We start from the raw sequence: 16,429 nt of genomic DNA, 5'->3' as shown, positions 1-16,429 counted from the left end.
GGTTAGTTTATTACAAGGTTTAAATATAAGATTATTCCAGATCAACTCTTTCTAAAGTAAGTCCGGGATTTAATCCGAAGAAAGAAAGTCCCCAAAAGCCTTTGATATTGAGGTTGCCGTTTTTGGTAATGGTAAGATAAGAATCATAGGTATTTCCATTTTCCCCATCATAATCATATAGCTTTCCTTTCCAGCTGTTCTTCTTTTCATGGAACGTAATTTCTGTTAACAGAAAAATTCCTACCAAAGGCATTTTCCGTTTTTCTTTGTCAGGATTATTGACGTCTAGAAGAGGTTTTCCCTGCTTATCGACAGAATGTTTTAAATAGACTAGTTTGCCGTAATAGTTGTTACCGCTCTTAAATATCTGCACATTGCCTTCCTTTATTGGACTGTACCATATACCAATAATATCATCGGCTTTTGATTGTGAAAATAACATTGTTGAAAAATTAAGAAATAGAATTGTTAGAAATAGATGTCTCATTGCTCATTGTATTTTATAGCAAATTCTGCTGCAAAATCTTTAATTTTTACCCTGCCCAGAATGTCTGGCCTGTTCCTGAAGTAATCTTCAAACAAACTACCATTATGCATCGCAACATTCATTTCTGTAAATTCTTTGGCGATCTGGTCTGATGCTCCTATTTTTATAAAGGCATCGCTCATTTGCTTATCGCTGATAAGCACCCATTTCAAGTATGGCTTTCCAATGGCATTTCCTAAAAACAGAGGCTATTTCCTGACAGGTAAGTACTTCACTGGCAACATATCTTACTTTTTTGCCTTTTTGTTGAGTGTTCATTTCCTCAGCAATGGCGGTTGCAATATCTATGGGCGACACCCAAGCTATTTTGTCGGCTCCGCCATAATTTGATAATATTATTCCGGAATATCCTTTCAGAAGACCTTTCAGACCATAATGTTTAAGGTAGAGTAATTTACCGATAATACCTCCCAAAAACCCTTTGCCCTTAATCATATCCATAAAGGCATACAAATTATAATCAAAAGATCCCGGGCGAAGATGGGTAACAGTTACGTCAGAAGGAAGTTGTTTAAAAACACATTCCGCGATGTAATGAAAAACTAAGACACCTGCCCCAGTTGCTTTTTCGGCACCAACACTACTCAAATGAACTACTTTTTTTAAGCCCGCATTTTGAATCGCCTGAACATAATTTGTACTGATTTTCAATGCCTGTTCCTGATAATTAAGATTCTGATCCCCGAAAAAATTAAAGGGGGGAATCATACAGTAGGCAGCGTCCTGACCTTTAAAAGTGTTGGTTAGAAAAATGCCATCCTCTATTTCGCCGATCGCAGCCTTTGCTCCCAATTGCTCTATTTCTGCTTTCCTTGCGACCGAACTGCTGATTACGGTAACTTGATGTCCTTGTTTAATCAATTGCAACAAAAGCGGCTTGGTGATATTCCCTAATGAACCTGACAAAACTATTTTCATATTATTTTATCGTTTAATGATGCTGCAAAGCTCAGTCAATTTAATTCACGGTATGTGTTCGAATCCACTTTTCTTGTGTTCTAAAACACTGTAATACACTTCGTAGAAAATTAAGAATGGTAGTGATGTCATAATTTGCAAATGAGATTATTATTGCGACGTGTATCTGACTTGTGATGGACAAGAGTTCTACATTGTATTTACCAATCTGTTCCCGCTGTTAAAGTAAAAACCAAAAAAATTCTGGAGCAACCGCTATACCCTTACGCATGGTGAACTTTGGTGAGTTGTATATGCCAAATAATTTCTACATTGCTCACGATTTAGTGGATTTATATCAAAGAAAATCATCAATGGAGTACTATAGTAAATACAGTGATTCGGAACTTTCGGAGTTATTTGGCTCCGGAGATGACGCTGCATTTAAGGAAATATATGACCGCTATTATAACCTGCTTTACCTTTTTGCTTATAACAAACTCCGCAATACTGATGAAGCCAAAGATGTGGTGCATGATGTGTTTGCGTGGATGATTGACCACAGGCAAAACTTTGTTCTGAAGACTTCGCTATCCAGTTATTTGTATAAATCCGTACTGAACAAGGTATTCAACATTTTTAGCCATCAGGCCATCGTTAAAAAATACATTGAGCAGGGCGATTATTTTATTGAAGTAGACAGCGCCGAAACCGATTATTTGATCCGTGAAAAAGACATTGCCGATATGATCAGTCAGGAAATTAAGACCATGCCCGCTAAGATGCGTGAAGTCTACGAACTTAAATTCAAAGGGTATTTAAGTGCAAAAGAAATCGCTGCCAAATTAAATATATCCGAAAACACGGTGAACACGCATCTCAAGCGGGCGGTCAGAAAGCTCAGGGACAATTTAGGCCCCGCTGTTTTTGTACTCTACATCCTGAATAGATAATTTCTGTTAAAAATTATCTTACTGATAATCAGTTTGTTGATTAATTATTTTAATTTAAGTTTACTTTTTCTTTATCTGGAGTCACCAATGAGGCTATTTGATCTGCCATAGTGTAAATCAGCATACAAAGCCTTATGGAAAAAAAGGACATCAAGGATATTTTAGAACAGCTGCCGGCCGGAAGCCATAATGAGCGGGAGGGGCGTATGGCTAAGCTCTGGCTTTTTCAGCTCAACAATAAGAAGAGAGCTGTTGTGTCCGAATCTGAACTGGATAGTTCGAAGTCAGAAGTCTGGCAGCGGCTGGAAGCCCGGCTCGTTTCTTCTTCCCGTAGCGTAAAACTATGGCCTCGTATTGTGGCGGTAGTCGCTGCAGTTGCTTTGGTTGTGTTGGGTGTTTACTTCTTTAATTATAATAGAAAAACAGCTAATCAACCTGCTGATATTATCGTTCAGGATATTACGCCTGGAAAAGTAGGGGCTACCTTGACATTGGCGTCTGGTAAGCAAATCAGACTAACTGATGCCGCTAATGGTGAGCTCGCCAATGAGGCTGGAATTAGTATCACAAAAACAGCGGATGGACAATTGGTTTACGAAATTCGCGGTTCGGATACTCATCCAAATAGCATCAACACTTTATCGACAGCTAAAGGGGAAACGTACCAGGTGCGATTGCCAGACGGCACTATGGTAGAGCTGAATGCTGCCTCTAAAATCAAATACCCAACTAGTTTCGCAAAGCTCAAAAACCGGAGCATCACCTTATCCGGTGAAGCTTATTTCCAGGTAGCAAAAGACAAAAAACATCCCTTCATCGTAACTATAGGCAAACAGGAAGTCACTGCACTGGGAACACAGTTCAACATTAAAGCATATGACGATGATGCCAGCATCAAAACCACCCTTTTAGAAGGAAGTGTAAAAGTCTCCACAATTGGCAACCGCAACAGCTACGACCGCACACTGATGCCCGGGCAACAAGCCACATATAGCGGAAGCGGGGGAATTAGTATAAAAGAAGTTGACACTGAAGAGGCTGTGGCCTGGAGAAATGGCTTCTTCATATTTGATAATGAAACGATGGAAACTGCTATGCGCAAAATCAGCCGCTGGTATAATGTAGAAATTATATTCGAACAACAGGAACTCAAAAAGGAAGTATTCGGCGGAAGCGTATCCCGGTCTGAAAACATCACAGCACTTCTAAGAGTACTTAGTAAAGCCGCGAACGTAAATATGAAAGTCGAAGAAAAAAGTATCATCATCAGCAGGAAATAATATTATCAGCCAGAGAATCAACTAAACCATAAACCAATCCAAACAAAATGAAAACCACTGCAGAGGACCCCTAGATCCATCCGACGAAACTGACAGTAAAAAAAAATCAGGAGTGCTGCAAACACTCCTGATCAAAAAAACTGATCAGATCTACAAATGACTTGTAACCATTTTTTAATTCTAAACAGAAGACCAAATGTATAAAATATATACTAAACCAACGTGTTGGAAAAATCAACACGTACCTAAAATCCTGTTGATTATGAAACTAACCACAGTTTTAATGATTGCTATAATGATGCAGGTGAGCGCAGCTTCTTTTGCACAGAAACTCACGCTCAAAAAAAACAACATTACTCTGGAACAATTCTTCAAAGAAATCCGGAAACAAACGGGCTATGCAGTCATCTATACAGCCGCTACTATCAAGGACGGCAAATTAGTTGATGCAAATTATACTAACACACCTATAGAAGAAGTGCTCAGCAATAGCTTAACCAATCAAAACCTGGTCTACGAATTAGACGGCAAAAACATCATTATCACCAGGAGGGCCTCATCCTTTCTGGACAATCTGGTGAGGGCTTTTGCATCGATTGACATCCGTGGACGTATAGTCGATGCTCAGGGTACTTCTTTACGTGGGGCAACCGTGAGTGTTAAAGGAACTGTAAAACGTACTCAATCAGATTCGGAAGGCAATTTTTACCTGGCAAGTGTTGATGAGAAAGCAATAATTGTGGTCTCCTATATTGGGTATGAACAGGTGGAGCTGTCCGGGAAGTCGGAAATGGGTATCATTCGCATGAAGCCAGTAGCAGGGGAATTGCAGGAGGTAATAGTTAACAAAGGGTATTATACTGAAACCCAGAAACTGGCTACAGGAAACACTGTCACAGTAACAGCTAAAGACATTGAAAAGCAACCAGTATTAAACCCTATGCTCGCCTTGCAGGGAAGAGTGGCTGGTCTCCAGATTACTCAGACCAGCGGGGTAATCAACGGTCCGCTGAATATTCAGATCAGGGGCAGGTCTTCACTAAACGATCTAGTTGGCAATAACCCCTTATTTGTGATTGATGGGATTCCCTTTCAATCTACATTATTGATGGATCCGCTTGGAAATAATGGTGGGAACGGCGTGTTCGCTAGCAGTCCGCAAGGCAATCCGTTAAACTATATCAATCCAAATGATATTTCAAGTATCTCCGTATTAAAAGATGCCGATGCAACAGCTATCTATGGTTCCAGGGGCGGAAACGGGGTGATCCTGATTACGACCAAAAAAGGCCAGACCGGAAAAATGTCCCTCGGCCTGAACATCAACCAGGGTTTTACCCAGGCACCAAAAACTTTGGAATTGATGAGTACCCAGCAATACCTGGATATGCGCCGTGAGGCTTTCAAAAATGATGGTCTCCCTGTACCCGATATTGCAACTTCCCCTAATGATCCTAATTATGATGTCAATGGAACATGGAGCCAAACGGCAAATACCAATTGGCAGAAGGAATTAATTGGTCAGTTTGCCGCTTACACCAATATCAATCTTTCCCTTTCAGGCGGTACCGAACTGGTTCAATATGGTATTAGGGGTACATTTAATAGACAAGGCAATTTATCGCCAGGGGATTTTGATGATAAAAGAGGCGGACTGAATTTTAACATCACCACCCATTCAAAAGATAAAAAACTAACAATCGATTTTTCTGGTAGTTTCCTCAGGGACAACAACCTGAATTCACAGATTGATGTGACCGGAAATACCTTAAGGGCACCTAATGCACCTGATTCATTCAAACCTGACGGAACATTAAATTTTGGCGGACCAAATTCTGATAATGGGAACAATCCTTATGCTAATTTGGCACGGACTTACAGTAATAAAACAGACAATGTAGTGCTCAGTTTGAAACCAACCTATAAGATTGCTAATGGACTTGTTTTTACAGCTAATATCGGACTTACGAACCTAAATAGTAACATCAAAATTAAACAGCCGGTTTCTTCTTATTCGCCTTTATACCTTTCACTCATTCCCGCTTCAACCATTCCTGCATTAATCAATACGATCAATGAACAGAAGACATGGATCGTAGAACCTCAGTTGAGCTATGAGGTAAAAATAAAAGACATTAAACTCAGTGCGCTGGCAGGTACCACCTTTCAGAAATCTGCTAGTGAGGGACATTACTTTATAGGCACAAATTTCGTAAGCGATGCGGTAATAGGCAATCTGGCTAATGCAGGTCAGGTTGGCGTGGGTGATGGCGGTTCATATCAATACAAGTATAATGCCGTTTACAGCAGGCTAAATGCCAACCTTTCTGACAAATACATTCTCAACTTTACTGCCAGAAGAGATGGTTCTTCCAGATTTGGCCCTGATAAACAGTTTGGAAATTTCTATTCTGCTGCTGCTGCCTGGATATTTTCATCAGAGAAATGGATTGAAAATGCATTCGACTTTATTAGCCTCGGTAAACTGAGAGCAAGTTATGGTAGCAGCGGCAATGACAACATCGGCAACTATGCTTATTATGATTTGTATCAAAGCCGGGGTGCAAATACCTATCAGGGATTGACAGGTTTCTATCCCCGCTCCCTGGCAAACCCAGATGTGGCATGGGAAAAAAATGCTAAACTTGAGTTTGCAATAGATCTTGGGATTTTCAAAGATAGGGTGATTGCCACTGCGGCCTATTACAGAAATCGCAGTTCCAACCAATTGCTCAACTATAGTATTCCTACGTTTACCGGATTTACAGGTGTTCCAAACTATAATTTTCCAGCTACGGTCCAAAACTCGGGTTTAGAAGTCACTTTAAGCACGCGTAATATTACTACCGGTAATTTTGAATGGACTTCTACTTTAAATTCCTCTTTCAATCGCAATAAACTGTTAAAATTTGACAACCTGGAAAATTCAAACTATGCAAGCATACTTGAAATTGGCCAGCCGGTCAACGGCAGAGGTTATGCATGGGTCTATAAGGGCATTGACCCTACGACAGGTTTGCACACCGCTCTTAAGAAAGATGGAACAGTGGGTTCAAATGCCGGAAACTATGTGAACCTGTCCAGCGAATACCAAATTACCGCGATAAATACCTTGCCAAAGTATTTCGGGGGGTTGAATAACAGCTTCCGATATAAAAACCTGCAGCTGGATGTATTTCTGGAATTTGTTAAACAAGTAGGCAGGGTCAGTTTAACAGATTTTGCGCCAGGTTATTTTAGTACCGATCTTTATGATCAAATCTCAACCTCGCAGAGTAATGTGCCTGTTGAATTTCTGGACAGATGGCAGAAACCAGGGGACCAGGCAAAATATCAGCGTTTCACACAATCCTTTGAAGGTATAAGGGCTTACAGTACCTGGGCGCAGAGCGATGCCAGTTATGTGGACGCTTCTTACATCCGTGCAAAAAATGTAACCCTTTCTTACCAGTTACCTTCTGCTTTTAAAAATAAGCTGAAGGTAAAAAATGCAAGTGTTAACCTTTCAGCGCAAAATGTTTTTACCATCACCCCCTACAAGGGCCGTGATCCGGAAAGCCAATCTTATTCAACACTTCCTCCACTCAAAGTATTTGTGCTTGGTATACAAGTTAACCTTTAAATCTTATGAAAATGAAATATATATACACTATACTCATTTTGATCTCATTCACCCTGACCTCCGGGTGCAAAAAATTTGTTCAACTTGATCCGCCTGACGACAGGCTCACAGCATCTACCATATATGCGACGAATGAAACCGCAACATCAGTACTGAATGGGCTATATGTACGGATCGCTGAGACCAATAATGTGCTGACCAGCTATGCAACAGCCTATATGGGCTTCGCTTCCGATGAACTTAAAAACCATTATATCAATGCGGCTTCCTCGTATACACAGCTTTACCAGAATAATGTGTCTGTTGATACCGAGATTTACTGGAGCACCACTTATACACTCATTTATAATTGTAATGTGGCTATTGAAGGTATAGAGACCAGTAGTAAACTGAATGCGCAGCTCAAACTGCAGTTGGTGGGGGAAGCCAAATTTATGCGTGCATTGCTTTATTACTATCTTGTGAACACCTATGGTAAAGTCCCGTTGGTCACTAAGCCTGATTACCGCCTGTACACCATGGCCAAACGTGCTGAAGTGGCTGAAATTTATACGCAGATCACAGCCGATCTGCAAGATGCACAGGTTAAACTCAGCAAAGATTACTTAAATGGTGATGCTTTAACGTCATATCCTTCTGCAAGCGCAGAAAGAGTACGCCCTACTTATTGGGCTGCCACGGCATTGTTGGCCCGTATCTATCTATATAATGAACAATGGCCGCAGGCAGAAACTGCCGCTTCTATTCTGATTGACAATACATCCATGTTCTCCCTGGTTGCCCCCTCTTCGGTATTCCTGAAAAACTCTCAGGAATCCATATTTCAGCTGCAGGCTGTTATTCAGGGCAACTATGCTTTATTCGAGGCACGTACTTTTGTGCTGACCAATTCCATAGGTACTTCATCCAATCCTGCCTCTATCAGTCCTCAATTGGAACAGGCTTTCGAGGCTAACGATTTAAGGAAAGCAAATTGGATAGGAACAGCAAACATTTCTGGCGTAAATTACCTGTTCCCATACAAGTATAAAGCCAGTACACCGGCATTAGCGGCCAATAAACCAGAGTATCTGACCTTGCTCCGTTTGGCCGAACAGTATTTAATCCGGGCAGAAGCACGTGCCCATCTCAACAATATAAATGGTGCACAAGCTGATATCAACAAAATCCGTAATCGCGCCGGACTGGGAAACACTTCTACCCTTAACCAGTCTGCACTCCTGGATGAAGTGATGAAAGAAAGACAGCTGGAACTCTTTTGTGAGCAGGGCCACCGATGGTTCGATTTAAAGCGTTCCGGACGAATCAATGATGTAATGACAGTGGTTAGCCCTACAAAAGGGGGAATATGGTCTCCTTATAAGCAATTGATGCCCATACCTGCTTATGAGATTAAAAACGATAAAAATTTAGACCAGAATCCAGGATATAATTAATTATTATTAAAATATAAACACATGCTATTTCAAACGTCTAAAGTTATATCCGGGCTTGATGCAATAAATAGCTAACATCACTCAGCTTTAAAAAAAATGGAACAAATTTCAAAAAAAATCATATTTACACTAACATTAATCGCCGTATTGCATACTGTTGGATTGGCGCAAAAAGCAACCCAGTTTGTCATCAATGGTACTTTTAAGAATATGGCAGCAATGCCAGACAAAGTTTTCCTGATATATCCGGATTACTTAAATAGGAAAACTGACAGTGCAACTGTTGTCAACGGAACTTATAAATTTACTGGAGAAATAGAGAACGATGCGATAGAATTAACCCTGGCGTTGGGTCCTGAGCTGGACCAAATGAATGTAACAGAAAAAGTTAAGGCCCGATTGATCATTGTTAAAGGTGAAACAGACGTGATTTTGGATGGTTCCATTTCAAATGTTACAGAAACGGGAGCATCAGCTGAAGTATATCATCAATATAATCAGGTTTTCGCTAAAGCTTTCAAAGGGGTCAACATTATTGTAGAGAAAATGCAGTCTGTGAGTTATTTGACACGTAATGATGTAAGGGTGCAGGCCCTGAAAGCATACGAAGATAGTTTTGCGGACCTGAATGAAATCCAATCACAGTTTGTTAAGCAGCATCCTGGTTCAACATTGATGCCACTGATGACGTACTATGTTGCTGGAGGAGGTTCAGTCAGTAAAGCTAGAGCAGATTCACTTATTACAATACTGGAAAGTCAAAATGAAAGTAGCAAAATAAGAAGTGTAGCTTTGACCAAACTCAAAGAGAAATCGGCCCGGGCCTCCTCAGAAATGCTGGTGTCGGAAGGGAAACAGGCACCTGATTTTACACAAAATGATGTAAATGGCAGGCCAGTAAAATTATCCGATTTTCGGGGTAAATATGTGTTGCTTGATTTTTGGGCGTCATGGTGCGGGCCATGCCGTGCTGAAAACCCAAATTTGGTAAAAGCATTTAATTCTTTCAAAGACAAAAACTTTACTATTCTAGGTGTTTCACTGGACAATCCTGGTAAAAAAGATGCTTGGCTTACTGCTATCGAAAAAGATGGCCTGACATGGACACAGTTATCCGATCTGACAGGCTGGGATAATGCAGCTTCAAAAATTTATGGTGTACGAAGTATCCCTGCAAACTTCCTGATCGATCCTTCAGGAAAGATCATTGGTAAAGATTTGAGAGGTAAGGAACTAAATAACATTTTAGTAAAGCTACTCAGTGAACAGTAAATTTAACCTTAGTATACAGGGTCTAACACGGGCGGCATGTGCCGCCCATATTAATATCTGGTTGTAAAGGGTATAGAAAATTAATTGAATATCTTTAAGTTAACTGTACCACTATTTCAGAGTGAATCACCTGCAAAGCCTACTATAGCCTTGCAGGTGATTTGATATAGGTTTCCCTTTACAGTTTTTGGAAGGATTAATAATTATAAAAGCAAAAAATACAGCGGTAAACATTGTAGAAAAATATGGTGGTACCATCACTTGCGTGAAGTTCAACAAAAAATTATGTAAATCCTGCCCAAAAGGACGACTGCCTTCGACACTATAGCTAACTGAAAGATAGCTAAAAAACAAAAACCCCGTTTCTAAGACGTTAAAACGGGCTTCTGGCATAGTGGATCATGATGGACTCGAACAGCGTGGCCTAGGCCATATCGATGAAAGCTTAAGGCTCATTGAAATGAACTGCGGTGTGAAGGTAGACATCCGGGACAATGCCATTTCCAAAAACGAAGCTGCCTGTAACGTATTCCTGGAAAGAGGAAAAACCATTGGCTGCTTTTATATTGAAAGTCCGGCCATGCGCGGTTTGCTACGGCGACTCAAATGCAATGACTACAAGATCCTGGTGGCCGCCTCTTCGATCATCCGGCCCGGTGTAGCGCAGAGCGGGATGATGAAAGAATATATCTTCAGGCATAACTATCCCGATCGCTTTGAGTATTTCCATGAGGTATTTAAAGAACAGCTCGGGGAAACCTATGGCATCATGGTATACCAGGAAGATGTGATCAAAATTGCACTGCATTATGGTGGATTGCCCGCTGCCGACGGGGATATCCTGCGCAGGGCGATGAGCGGAAAAGGCCGTTCTAAGGAAGCATTGCAGAAAGTGAAAGAACACTTTTTCGAAAGCTGTGCGCAGCAGGGTCATCCCATGAAACTGAGCGAAGAGATTTACCGGCAAATTGAGTCCTTTGCCGGCTATTCTTTTTGTAAAGCGCATTCCGCATCCTATGCCGTGGAGAGTTACCAGAGTTTGTACCTGAAAGTGCATTACCCCATAGAGTTTATGGTCGCCGTGATCAACAACATGGGCGGCTTTTACCGAACCGAAGTTTATGTCCATGAAGCCAGGATGTCTGGTGCACATATCCAGAACCCCTGTGTCAATAAAAGTGAGTATACTACTACTTTGTATGGTATTGAAGTTTTCCTGGGTTTTATGCACTTAGACGGTTTGCAAGGCAAGGTTGCACTGGAAATTGTTGCCGAACGCGAAAGGAATGGAAATTATAAATCGATGGAGGATTTCATTAACCGCATTCCTATCGGCATTGAAGGGATACAAATCCTGATATTTATCGGCGCATTTCGTTTCACCGGGAAAACCAAGAACCAGCTGCTGGTCATCGCCAGGCTGATCCTGGTGAATTTTAAACCAGAAAACAGGAACCTTTATTAATGAACTGCGTTCCAATGGAAGGTATGCTTTTTCACTGCCAGAAGTACATGGTCAATTTGAACACTCAGATGAAGCAATTAAAAAAGCACTTCAGAGACTTAAAAAGAAGAAAAAGATTGCTTTAATAAGGAATGAATTCTATGTAGTTATTACTCCTGAATACCGGAGTAAAGGCTAAAGATATTTGTTTTTATGACTATAGAACTAATGTTCATCATACCCTCAAAAAAAATCCTCTTACATACGAAAGCTTACATGACTTTGTTAAGTGCTTTAGCCCACAAGATCGTGCAAAAAGGAAACCAAATTGGACTGAACAAAATAAAAAAGGTAGATTATTGAATACTTCACCTCCTATAAATGGTTATTAAATAAACATTAGTTGCCAATAATTCTTATGTCACTTTTCTAGAACGACATTCCCGCCATCAACGATGAAAGATCTATCATTGGCTTTCATGTATTCTGGTGCAGATTTGCTGAAAGGGTCCAGTGCTTTTTGGCGTGCAAGCAGAATCTTTGCAAAATCTGTCATTCCATTCAATATGTTTGTGCAGTACACTTCATAACCTGTATCGTAAAACGCCTTTAAAACCGTAATAGAAGGATGTCCATAACCTTTTCCGGCTGATGCAATGGCATTCTGAATTTTAAAGTTTCCAATGTTTTTCCAGAAATCAGGCGCATGATTTTTTTTTGAACCGTGGTGTGGAATTTGACATACGTGGAAATTTACACCAGAAAAATGATGGGGCTCATTATCAAAAGCCCGAAGAAAACTGACCTTTTCTGTATCACTTGTCAGAAGGTAGTTATAACTCTGATAGGTCACTTTTAAAAGTGTCGACAGTAAATTTGCTGCGCGACTTGCTTCTTTGACGTTAACTTTTGCATCAAGCTTCACTATTTTCTGGTAATCTCTGACATCCTGCATTGATGGCGCAAGTGACACAATCGTAACTTCCTTATCAATTTGCATTTGTTTCCCGTCGAGCAAAGTCTCCTCCCGGCCAATCAGACCTTTTTTTATCATGTCAACCCATTTTACACGTATCGAAGTCAACAACTCGGTGTCAGTGGGGGTTATTTCGAAATATTTGAAATAATCTTTAAGGTCCCCCAACATAAATGTACTGGCTATTCTCCTGATCTCAACTTCATTCTGCTCGCTGTAATTAAGCAAATCAAGAATACCGGAATAATGATCAGAGTGAGGATGGGAAATAATCAAAAACTCGATCACTTTGTAGTTGCTGTTCTGTAAATATGACACAACCGGGTTATCCGTTTTGCCTCTTATGTTGCAATCTACTATCCCTATTTTATCTATTCCGTCGCTGTTCCATTCAAGAATAATGGAATCACCTTGTCCTACGTCTTTAAAGGTTACCTTCATTGTCCGAAATGTTTGGCCAGTCCATATCATCAAGACCAATTGGGTCCGTTTTAATAAATTTTTTACTCAGGTCGGCATTCTCTTCCAGAAAGTCAATGGTACTCGATCCGGGTTTATTTGTGATCTTAATTCTGATAAATTGTTCCGGTGTGGGTTTCAAGAAATTGTCAAACAGATGAAGGTCAAATCTTCTGACCTCGAAAACGTTCTTATCCTCATCCATAAGGCAATTGATAAGTACTTCCTGATAGATTTCGTCAACCTCAAGTATCTGACCAAAATAATCGTAACTGCCCGTCGGAATTTCTTTCAATCTTGCGCCAACGTCATCAAGCAACCTTGGTACATCAAATGAATTGTCTTTATTTCTGTATCGTTGTTTGCTTCTTGAATCAGTGAAATATGGCATAGTAATATCGATTGTTGCCATTGCAGCGAGCAGTTCTTGTGTGTAATCGTCTGCATCCCTCGACCAAACTACAAGTATGTACTTTTGTCCATAAGGAACTATTCTTTTCAACCATTCCGTGCAAGCAAAAGGATCAAACTGCACGCCAAAATCAGTGACAAAGTACAGATCCATAAATACCATCTCAACATCTTTTAATGGTTGCGCCGGATAGTGGGGATCAAATATGTCAACATTGTAGTAATGATTGCTTATGGACAATTTGTTCAGCTCTAATTCAAGAGGAGTCGCATCGTCATCGTTGTCGTCTACAATAGCAATCTTAGTTCCAAGTGCAAGTACAGGGGCTTCCAATAATAATTCAGACATAATGCTTATTGATTTTTATTAAATATTAATTCAACGGCTGCGCCGGTATATATTTCAGGAACTTCTCTTCCGGAAAGTTCTTCGCGGTCTGTTATAATGTTAAGACGGCCATAATTGATCATGATCGTATCTACCAGATACATACCTATACCTATGCCATTACGTTTTCGCGTGTAATAAGGTGTTACGATATCTCCGACTGTCTCTTTAAAACCAGGACCGTTGTCAACGACCAGAATTGAAACCCCGTTTTCAATTTTAGTAATCTTGATGAAAATTCCTTTGAAATCTTTATAAACGGTGTCGAGCCAGTAAAGGCTGTTGTCGATAAGGTTCATCAAAACAGTGACGATAAGTCTTCTGTCGGCTTTGAGCATAATCGTGTCATCTCCCCCGGGGGTAATTGATACGTCGATCTTCCACGATTGTAATCTGGAATTGTAATTGCCGACGGCCGTCTTTACAACCTGAACCGCCGGCATATTCACGGCTCCGCCTTTTCTCAGTACAGACAGTAATCCTTCCGAGTAGTCCTTCAATTCGGAAACTTGTGAGGTTATTCTGAACTTGTTTACGGGATCTTCTGCGACAGATTCCTGCATACGTGGAATAAGCTTTTCTATTTCGTGCATTGCAAATGAGGCCGTCATTCCAACACCAGCAGGAATAAGTAAGGCATCTCTGTCCTCATTATATTTTTCACCAACGCGATTGGCTTCTTCAAGCAAAAGGGCCTGATTGGTTGCATCAAGACCTGATCCCGATATCAATCCACGGAAGTTCTGAAGTCTGTCAGCAAATGTGTTTCCACCGGTTCCTTTCTGGTTGAACTTCAACCAGCGCTGGCGATCATGAAATCTTTCAGCTTTGAAGGCGGTAAGGATATACTCAAGAACAACAACGAAATTCGCGTAAGCAGCGTTATGTATAAATCCTTCACGATTTGTTTTTTCGATTAATGGTCCGGATGTTTCTGGATCCAGGTAGACATACCCAATGATCTGGTTGTTAGAAAACCATTCTTTATTATTAACTCTTTTGATATCAAGCCCTAGCCAGTCATTTCCCGGATCACCATAATCATAGACCCTCAGGTCGCCTTTGAAAACCTTAATGCCATGATGGTCGCGCAGGAGATCCCTGATATTTTTCGGACTATTTGTGACGTCTCTCAGCGACATGGAATCGAGATCATATGAATACATCTCTAGCATGAGATTACCGAATGGTAATTCTGCCGCGTCAAATTCTGCAACTATATTTTCTATGACAGGGTTTTCATATTCCTGTTCTTCTAAAGATTCGCGCAGGTAGGGAATAACTTCACCGCGTATATTATGTTCGTAATGTTCCAATTCAGATGACGGCAATTTATTGTCTATAATCCGGCTTCCGATTTCATTATTATTAGCGAGACGAAACTCATAATCGAAGGTCATATTATAGTCTTTGTCGACAAATGCTGTAACCTTGTATGGGGCAAGTTCAAGAAGACTGGAGGTTTCCGGAATATTATTGAGCCACCAGTTTCCAAAATCCAGCTCGATACGGAATTTACTGGGATCATTTTTTGGCGACACCATCGAAAGCGTTTGCTTTTTTAACTGCCTCGCCATTCCGCGCGTCCATTCTTCTTTCAGGCTTGCGACCTGAATGAACGTTCCATGCGAATCTTTAAACAAAAACGTAGCAGGATCACTATTCATCGTCCACTCAATACCAACATCATCGAGATAGCGGCTTTGAGAGAATCTTCTCCAGTCTATACTAACAGTAATTTCGTAATCAAGGAGCTCAGTTCGTACAAATTTACCGTCAGCATCCTGAATAACCCGGGCTGGTCTCGAAACGAGTTTTATACGGTTACCTAGTTTGTGAACCGCGAAACGACCAACACCTTTCTCACCCATAGGTATGCGATTGAACATGGGGCTGCGTTTGATCGTTCGTACACCATCAATGTTTACCGGCTTTCTGAAATCCGTCCCCGGCTCAAACCATACGTTTTCAAGAACGTCCGCCGTGATCCCCGTCCCTGAATCGGTGATTTCTATAACAGCGTCGTCTATCCTGTCGATATTATGAAATGTTACATGAATGCTTTTCGCATCAGCATCATATCCGTTTTTTATAAGCTCATAAATGGCCATTACAGGGCTTTTGATAAGTTCTTCGCCGAGCAGGATGAGGATATGAGCCTTAGGCCGGAAGTTGATAGAATGATTTTGTGTTAGGTCATTATTCAACTGCGGGACTATAGTACGTGTATCGGTCGCAGGTGGGGCGAGTTCCTGTGGCTCACTAGAGAATGACCCAACGAATAATGACTTGTCAATTAGTTTGTTGGTATCGTCATCTGACATTTGAAACTGATCCAGAAAAATGGATTTATCCTGGGCGCTTCTGAGCAGGAAGCCGAGATAGTTTTCTTCATCCTCCTTTACTAACACAACAAGGTCATCGACGTTGAAACTTCTCCCAAGTCGTGTAACACGGTATTCATCTCTTGTTCCCTGCCCATAGTATATGAACCTGCATCGGGATGTAATGTTATCAGACCACACAATGGTTGCAAACTTTTCCTTGTTCTGCCCGTGGATTCCAGGCTGGTTAAATACAAGCGAAATGGAATTTTTTGGTATATAAAGTCCTGCCTGATGTGCGCCAGTGGTTCCTGCGTCATTTGGAGATATAAATTTGCAAAAACTATAAACATTGGCATTTACAGCTGATACAGCAGCCGAAACTTCGTTTGTCATATGCGGTTCATTAGCATTGATTAA

The 16,429-nt window shown here is 40.8% G+C and carries 12 protein-coding genes; 6 read left to right on the top strand and 6 right to left on the bottom strand.

Going from position 1 to position 16,429, the window contains the following annotated elements; genetic code table 11:
• Positions 1 to 31: 31 nt before the first annotated feature.
• Genes OQX62_RS07185 through OQX62_RS07175 form a run of 3 tightly spaced genes read right to left on the bottom strand, consistent with a single transcriptional unit; the run spans position 32 to position 1,414 of the window.
• Positions 32 to 442, bottom strand: a complete 411-nt coding sequence (locus OQX62_RS07185; RefSeq protein ID WP_265830760.1) for a DUF2147 domain-containing protein — start codon at positions 440 to 442, stop codon at positions 32 to 34.
• Between the two features lie 41 nt (positions 443 to 483).
• Positions 484 to 669, bottom strand: a complete 186-nt coding sequence (locus tag OQX62_RS07180) for a hypothetical protein (protein ID WP_265830759.1) — start codon at positions 667 to 669, stop codon at positions 484 to 486.
• A 4-nt stretch (positions 670 to 673) separates the two neighbouring features.
• Positions 674 to 1,414, bottom strand: coding sequence for an SDR family oxidoreductase (locus tag OQX62_RS07175; RefSeq protein ID WP_265830758.1), 741 nt, complete (start codon positions 1,412 to 1,414; stop codon positions 674 to 676).
• 404 nt (positions 1,415 to 1,818) lie between these two features.
• Here OQX62_RS07175 and OQX62_RS07170 point away from each other — a divergent pair, with 404 nt between their 5' ends.
• The 6 genes from OQX62_RS07170 (at position 1,819) to OQX62_RS07145 (ending at position 11,472) form a co-directional block, all read left to right on the top strand.
• Positions 1,819 to 2,397 carry an RNA polymerase sigma factor gene (locus OQX62_RS07170; protein WP_265830757.1) on the top strand — a complete coding sequence of 193 codons (579 nt, stop codon included), beginning with the start codon at positions 1,819 to 1,821 and terminating at the stop codon, positions 2,395 to 2,397.
• A gap of 134 nt (positions 2,398 to 2,531) precedes the next feature.
• Positions 2,532 to 3,677, top strand: coding sequence for a FecR family protein (locus tag OQX62_RS07165; RefSeq protein ID WP_265830756.1), 1,146 nt, complete (start codon positions 2,532 to 2,534; stop codon positions 3,675 to 3,677).
• 262 nt (positions 3,678 to 3,939) lie between these two features.
• Complete coding sequence (locus OQX62_RS07160) at positions 3,940 to 7,299, top strand: SusC/RagA family TonB-linked outer membrane protein (protein WP_265830754.1); 3,360 nt, start codon at positions 3,940 to 3,942, stop codon at positions 7,297 to 7,299.
• 11 nt (positions 7,300 to 7,310) lie between these two features.
• Positions 7,311 to 8,735 (top strand): RagB/SusD family nutrient uptake outer membrane protein, encoded by a 1,425-nt coding sequence (locus OQX62_RS07155; RefSeq protein ID WP_265830753.1) that lies wholly within the window; start codon positions 7,311 to 7,313, stop codon positions 8,733 to 8,735.
• Between the two features lie 96 nt (positions 8,736 to 8,831).
• Positions 8,832 to 10,007 (top strand): TlpA disulfide reductase family protein, encoded by a 1,176-nt coding sequence (locus OQX62_RS07150; protein WP_265830752.1) that lies wholly within the window; start codon positions 8,832 to 8,834, stop codon positions 10,005 to 10,007.
• A 394-nt stretch (positions 10,008 to 10,401) separates the two neighbouring features.
• Entirely contained in the window at positions 10,402 to 11,472 is a 1,071-nt protein-coding gene (locus tag OQX62_RS07145; RefSeq protein ID WP_265830751.1) for a hypothetical protein, read from the top strand.
• Positions 11,473 to 11,872: 400 nt separating this feature from the next.
• Here the strand turns inward: OQX62_RS07145 and OQX62_RS07140 are convergent, their stop codons facing one another.
• The 3 genes from OQX62_RS07140 to OQX62_RS07130 are packed head-to-tail and all read right to left on the bottom strand — an operon-like array spanning position 11,873 to position 16,405.
• Positions 11,873 to 12,868: a ComEC/Rec2 family competence protein gene (locus OQX62_RS07140; RefSeq protein WP_265830750.1), complete on the bottom strand. Its 996-nt coding sequence runs from the start codon at positions 12,866 to 12,868 to the stop codon at positions 11,873 to 11,875.
• A complete protein-coding gene (locus OQX62_RS07135) occupies positions 12,852 to 13,646 on the bottom strand; it encodes a hypothetical protein (RefSeq protein ID WP_265830749.1) in 795 nt (264 codons plus the stop codon). Before OQX62_RS07135 ends, OQX62_RS07140 begins: the two co-directional genes overlap by 17 nt.
• A 5-nt stretch (positions 13,647 to 13,651) precedes the next feature.
• The gene (locus OQX62_RS07130; protein ID WP_265830748.1) at positions 13,652 to 16,405 is read right to left on the bottom strand and encodes an EcoRII N-terminal effector-binding domain-containing protein; all 2,754 of its coding nucleotides are present in this window, start codon (positions 16,403 to 16,405) and stop codon (positions 13,652 to 13,654) included.
• Positions 16,406 to 16,429: the final 24 nt, after the last annotated feature.

Origin of the sequence: Pedobacter sp. MR2016-24, assembly GCF_026239655.1 — a bacterium.
Taxonomy (GTDB): Bacteria; Bacteroidota; Bacteroidia; order Sphingobacteriales; family Sphingobacteriaceae; genus Pedobacter.
The sequence above is the reverse complement of the archived record's forward strand: the minus strand, read 5'-3'. Positions and strand labels throughout refer to the sequence as shown.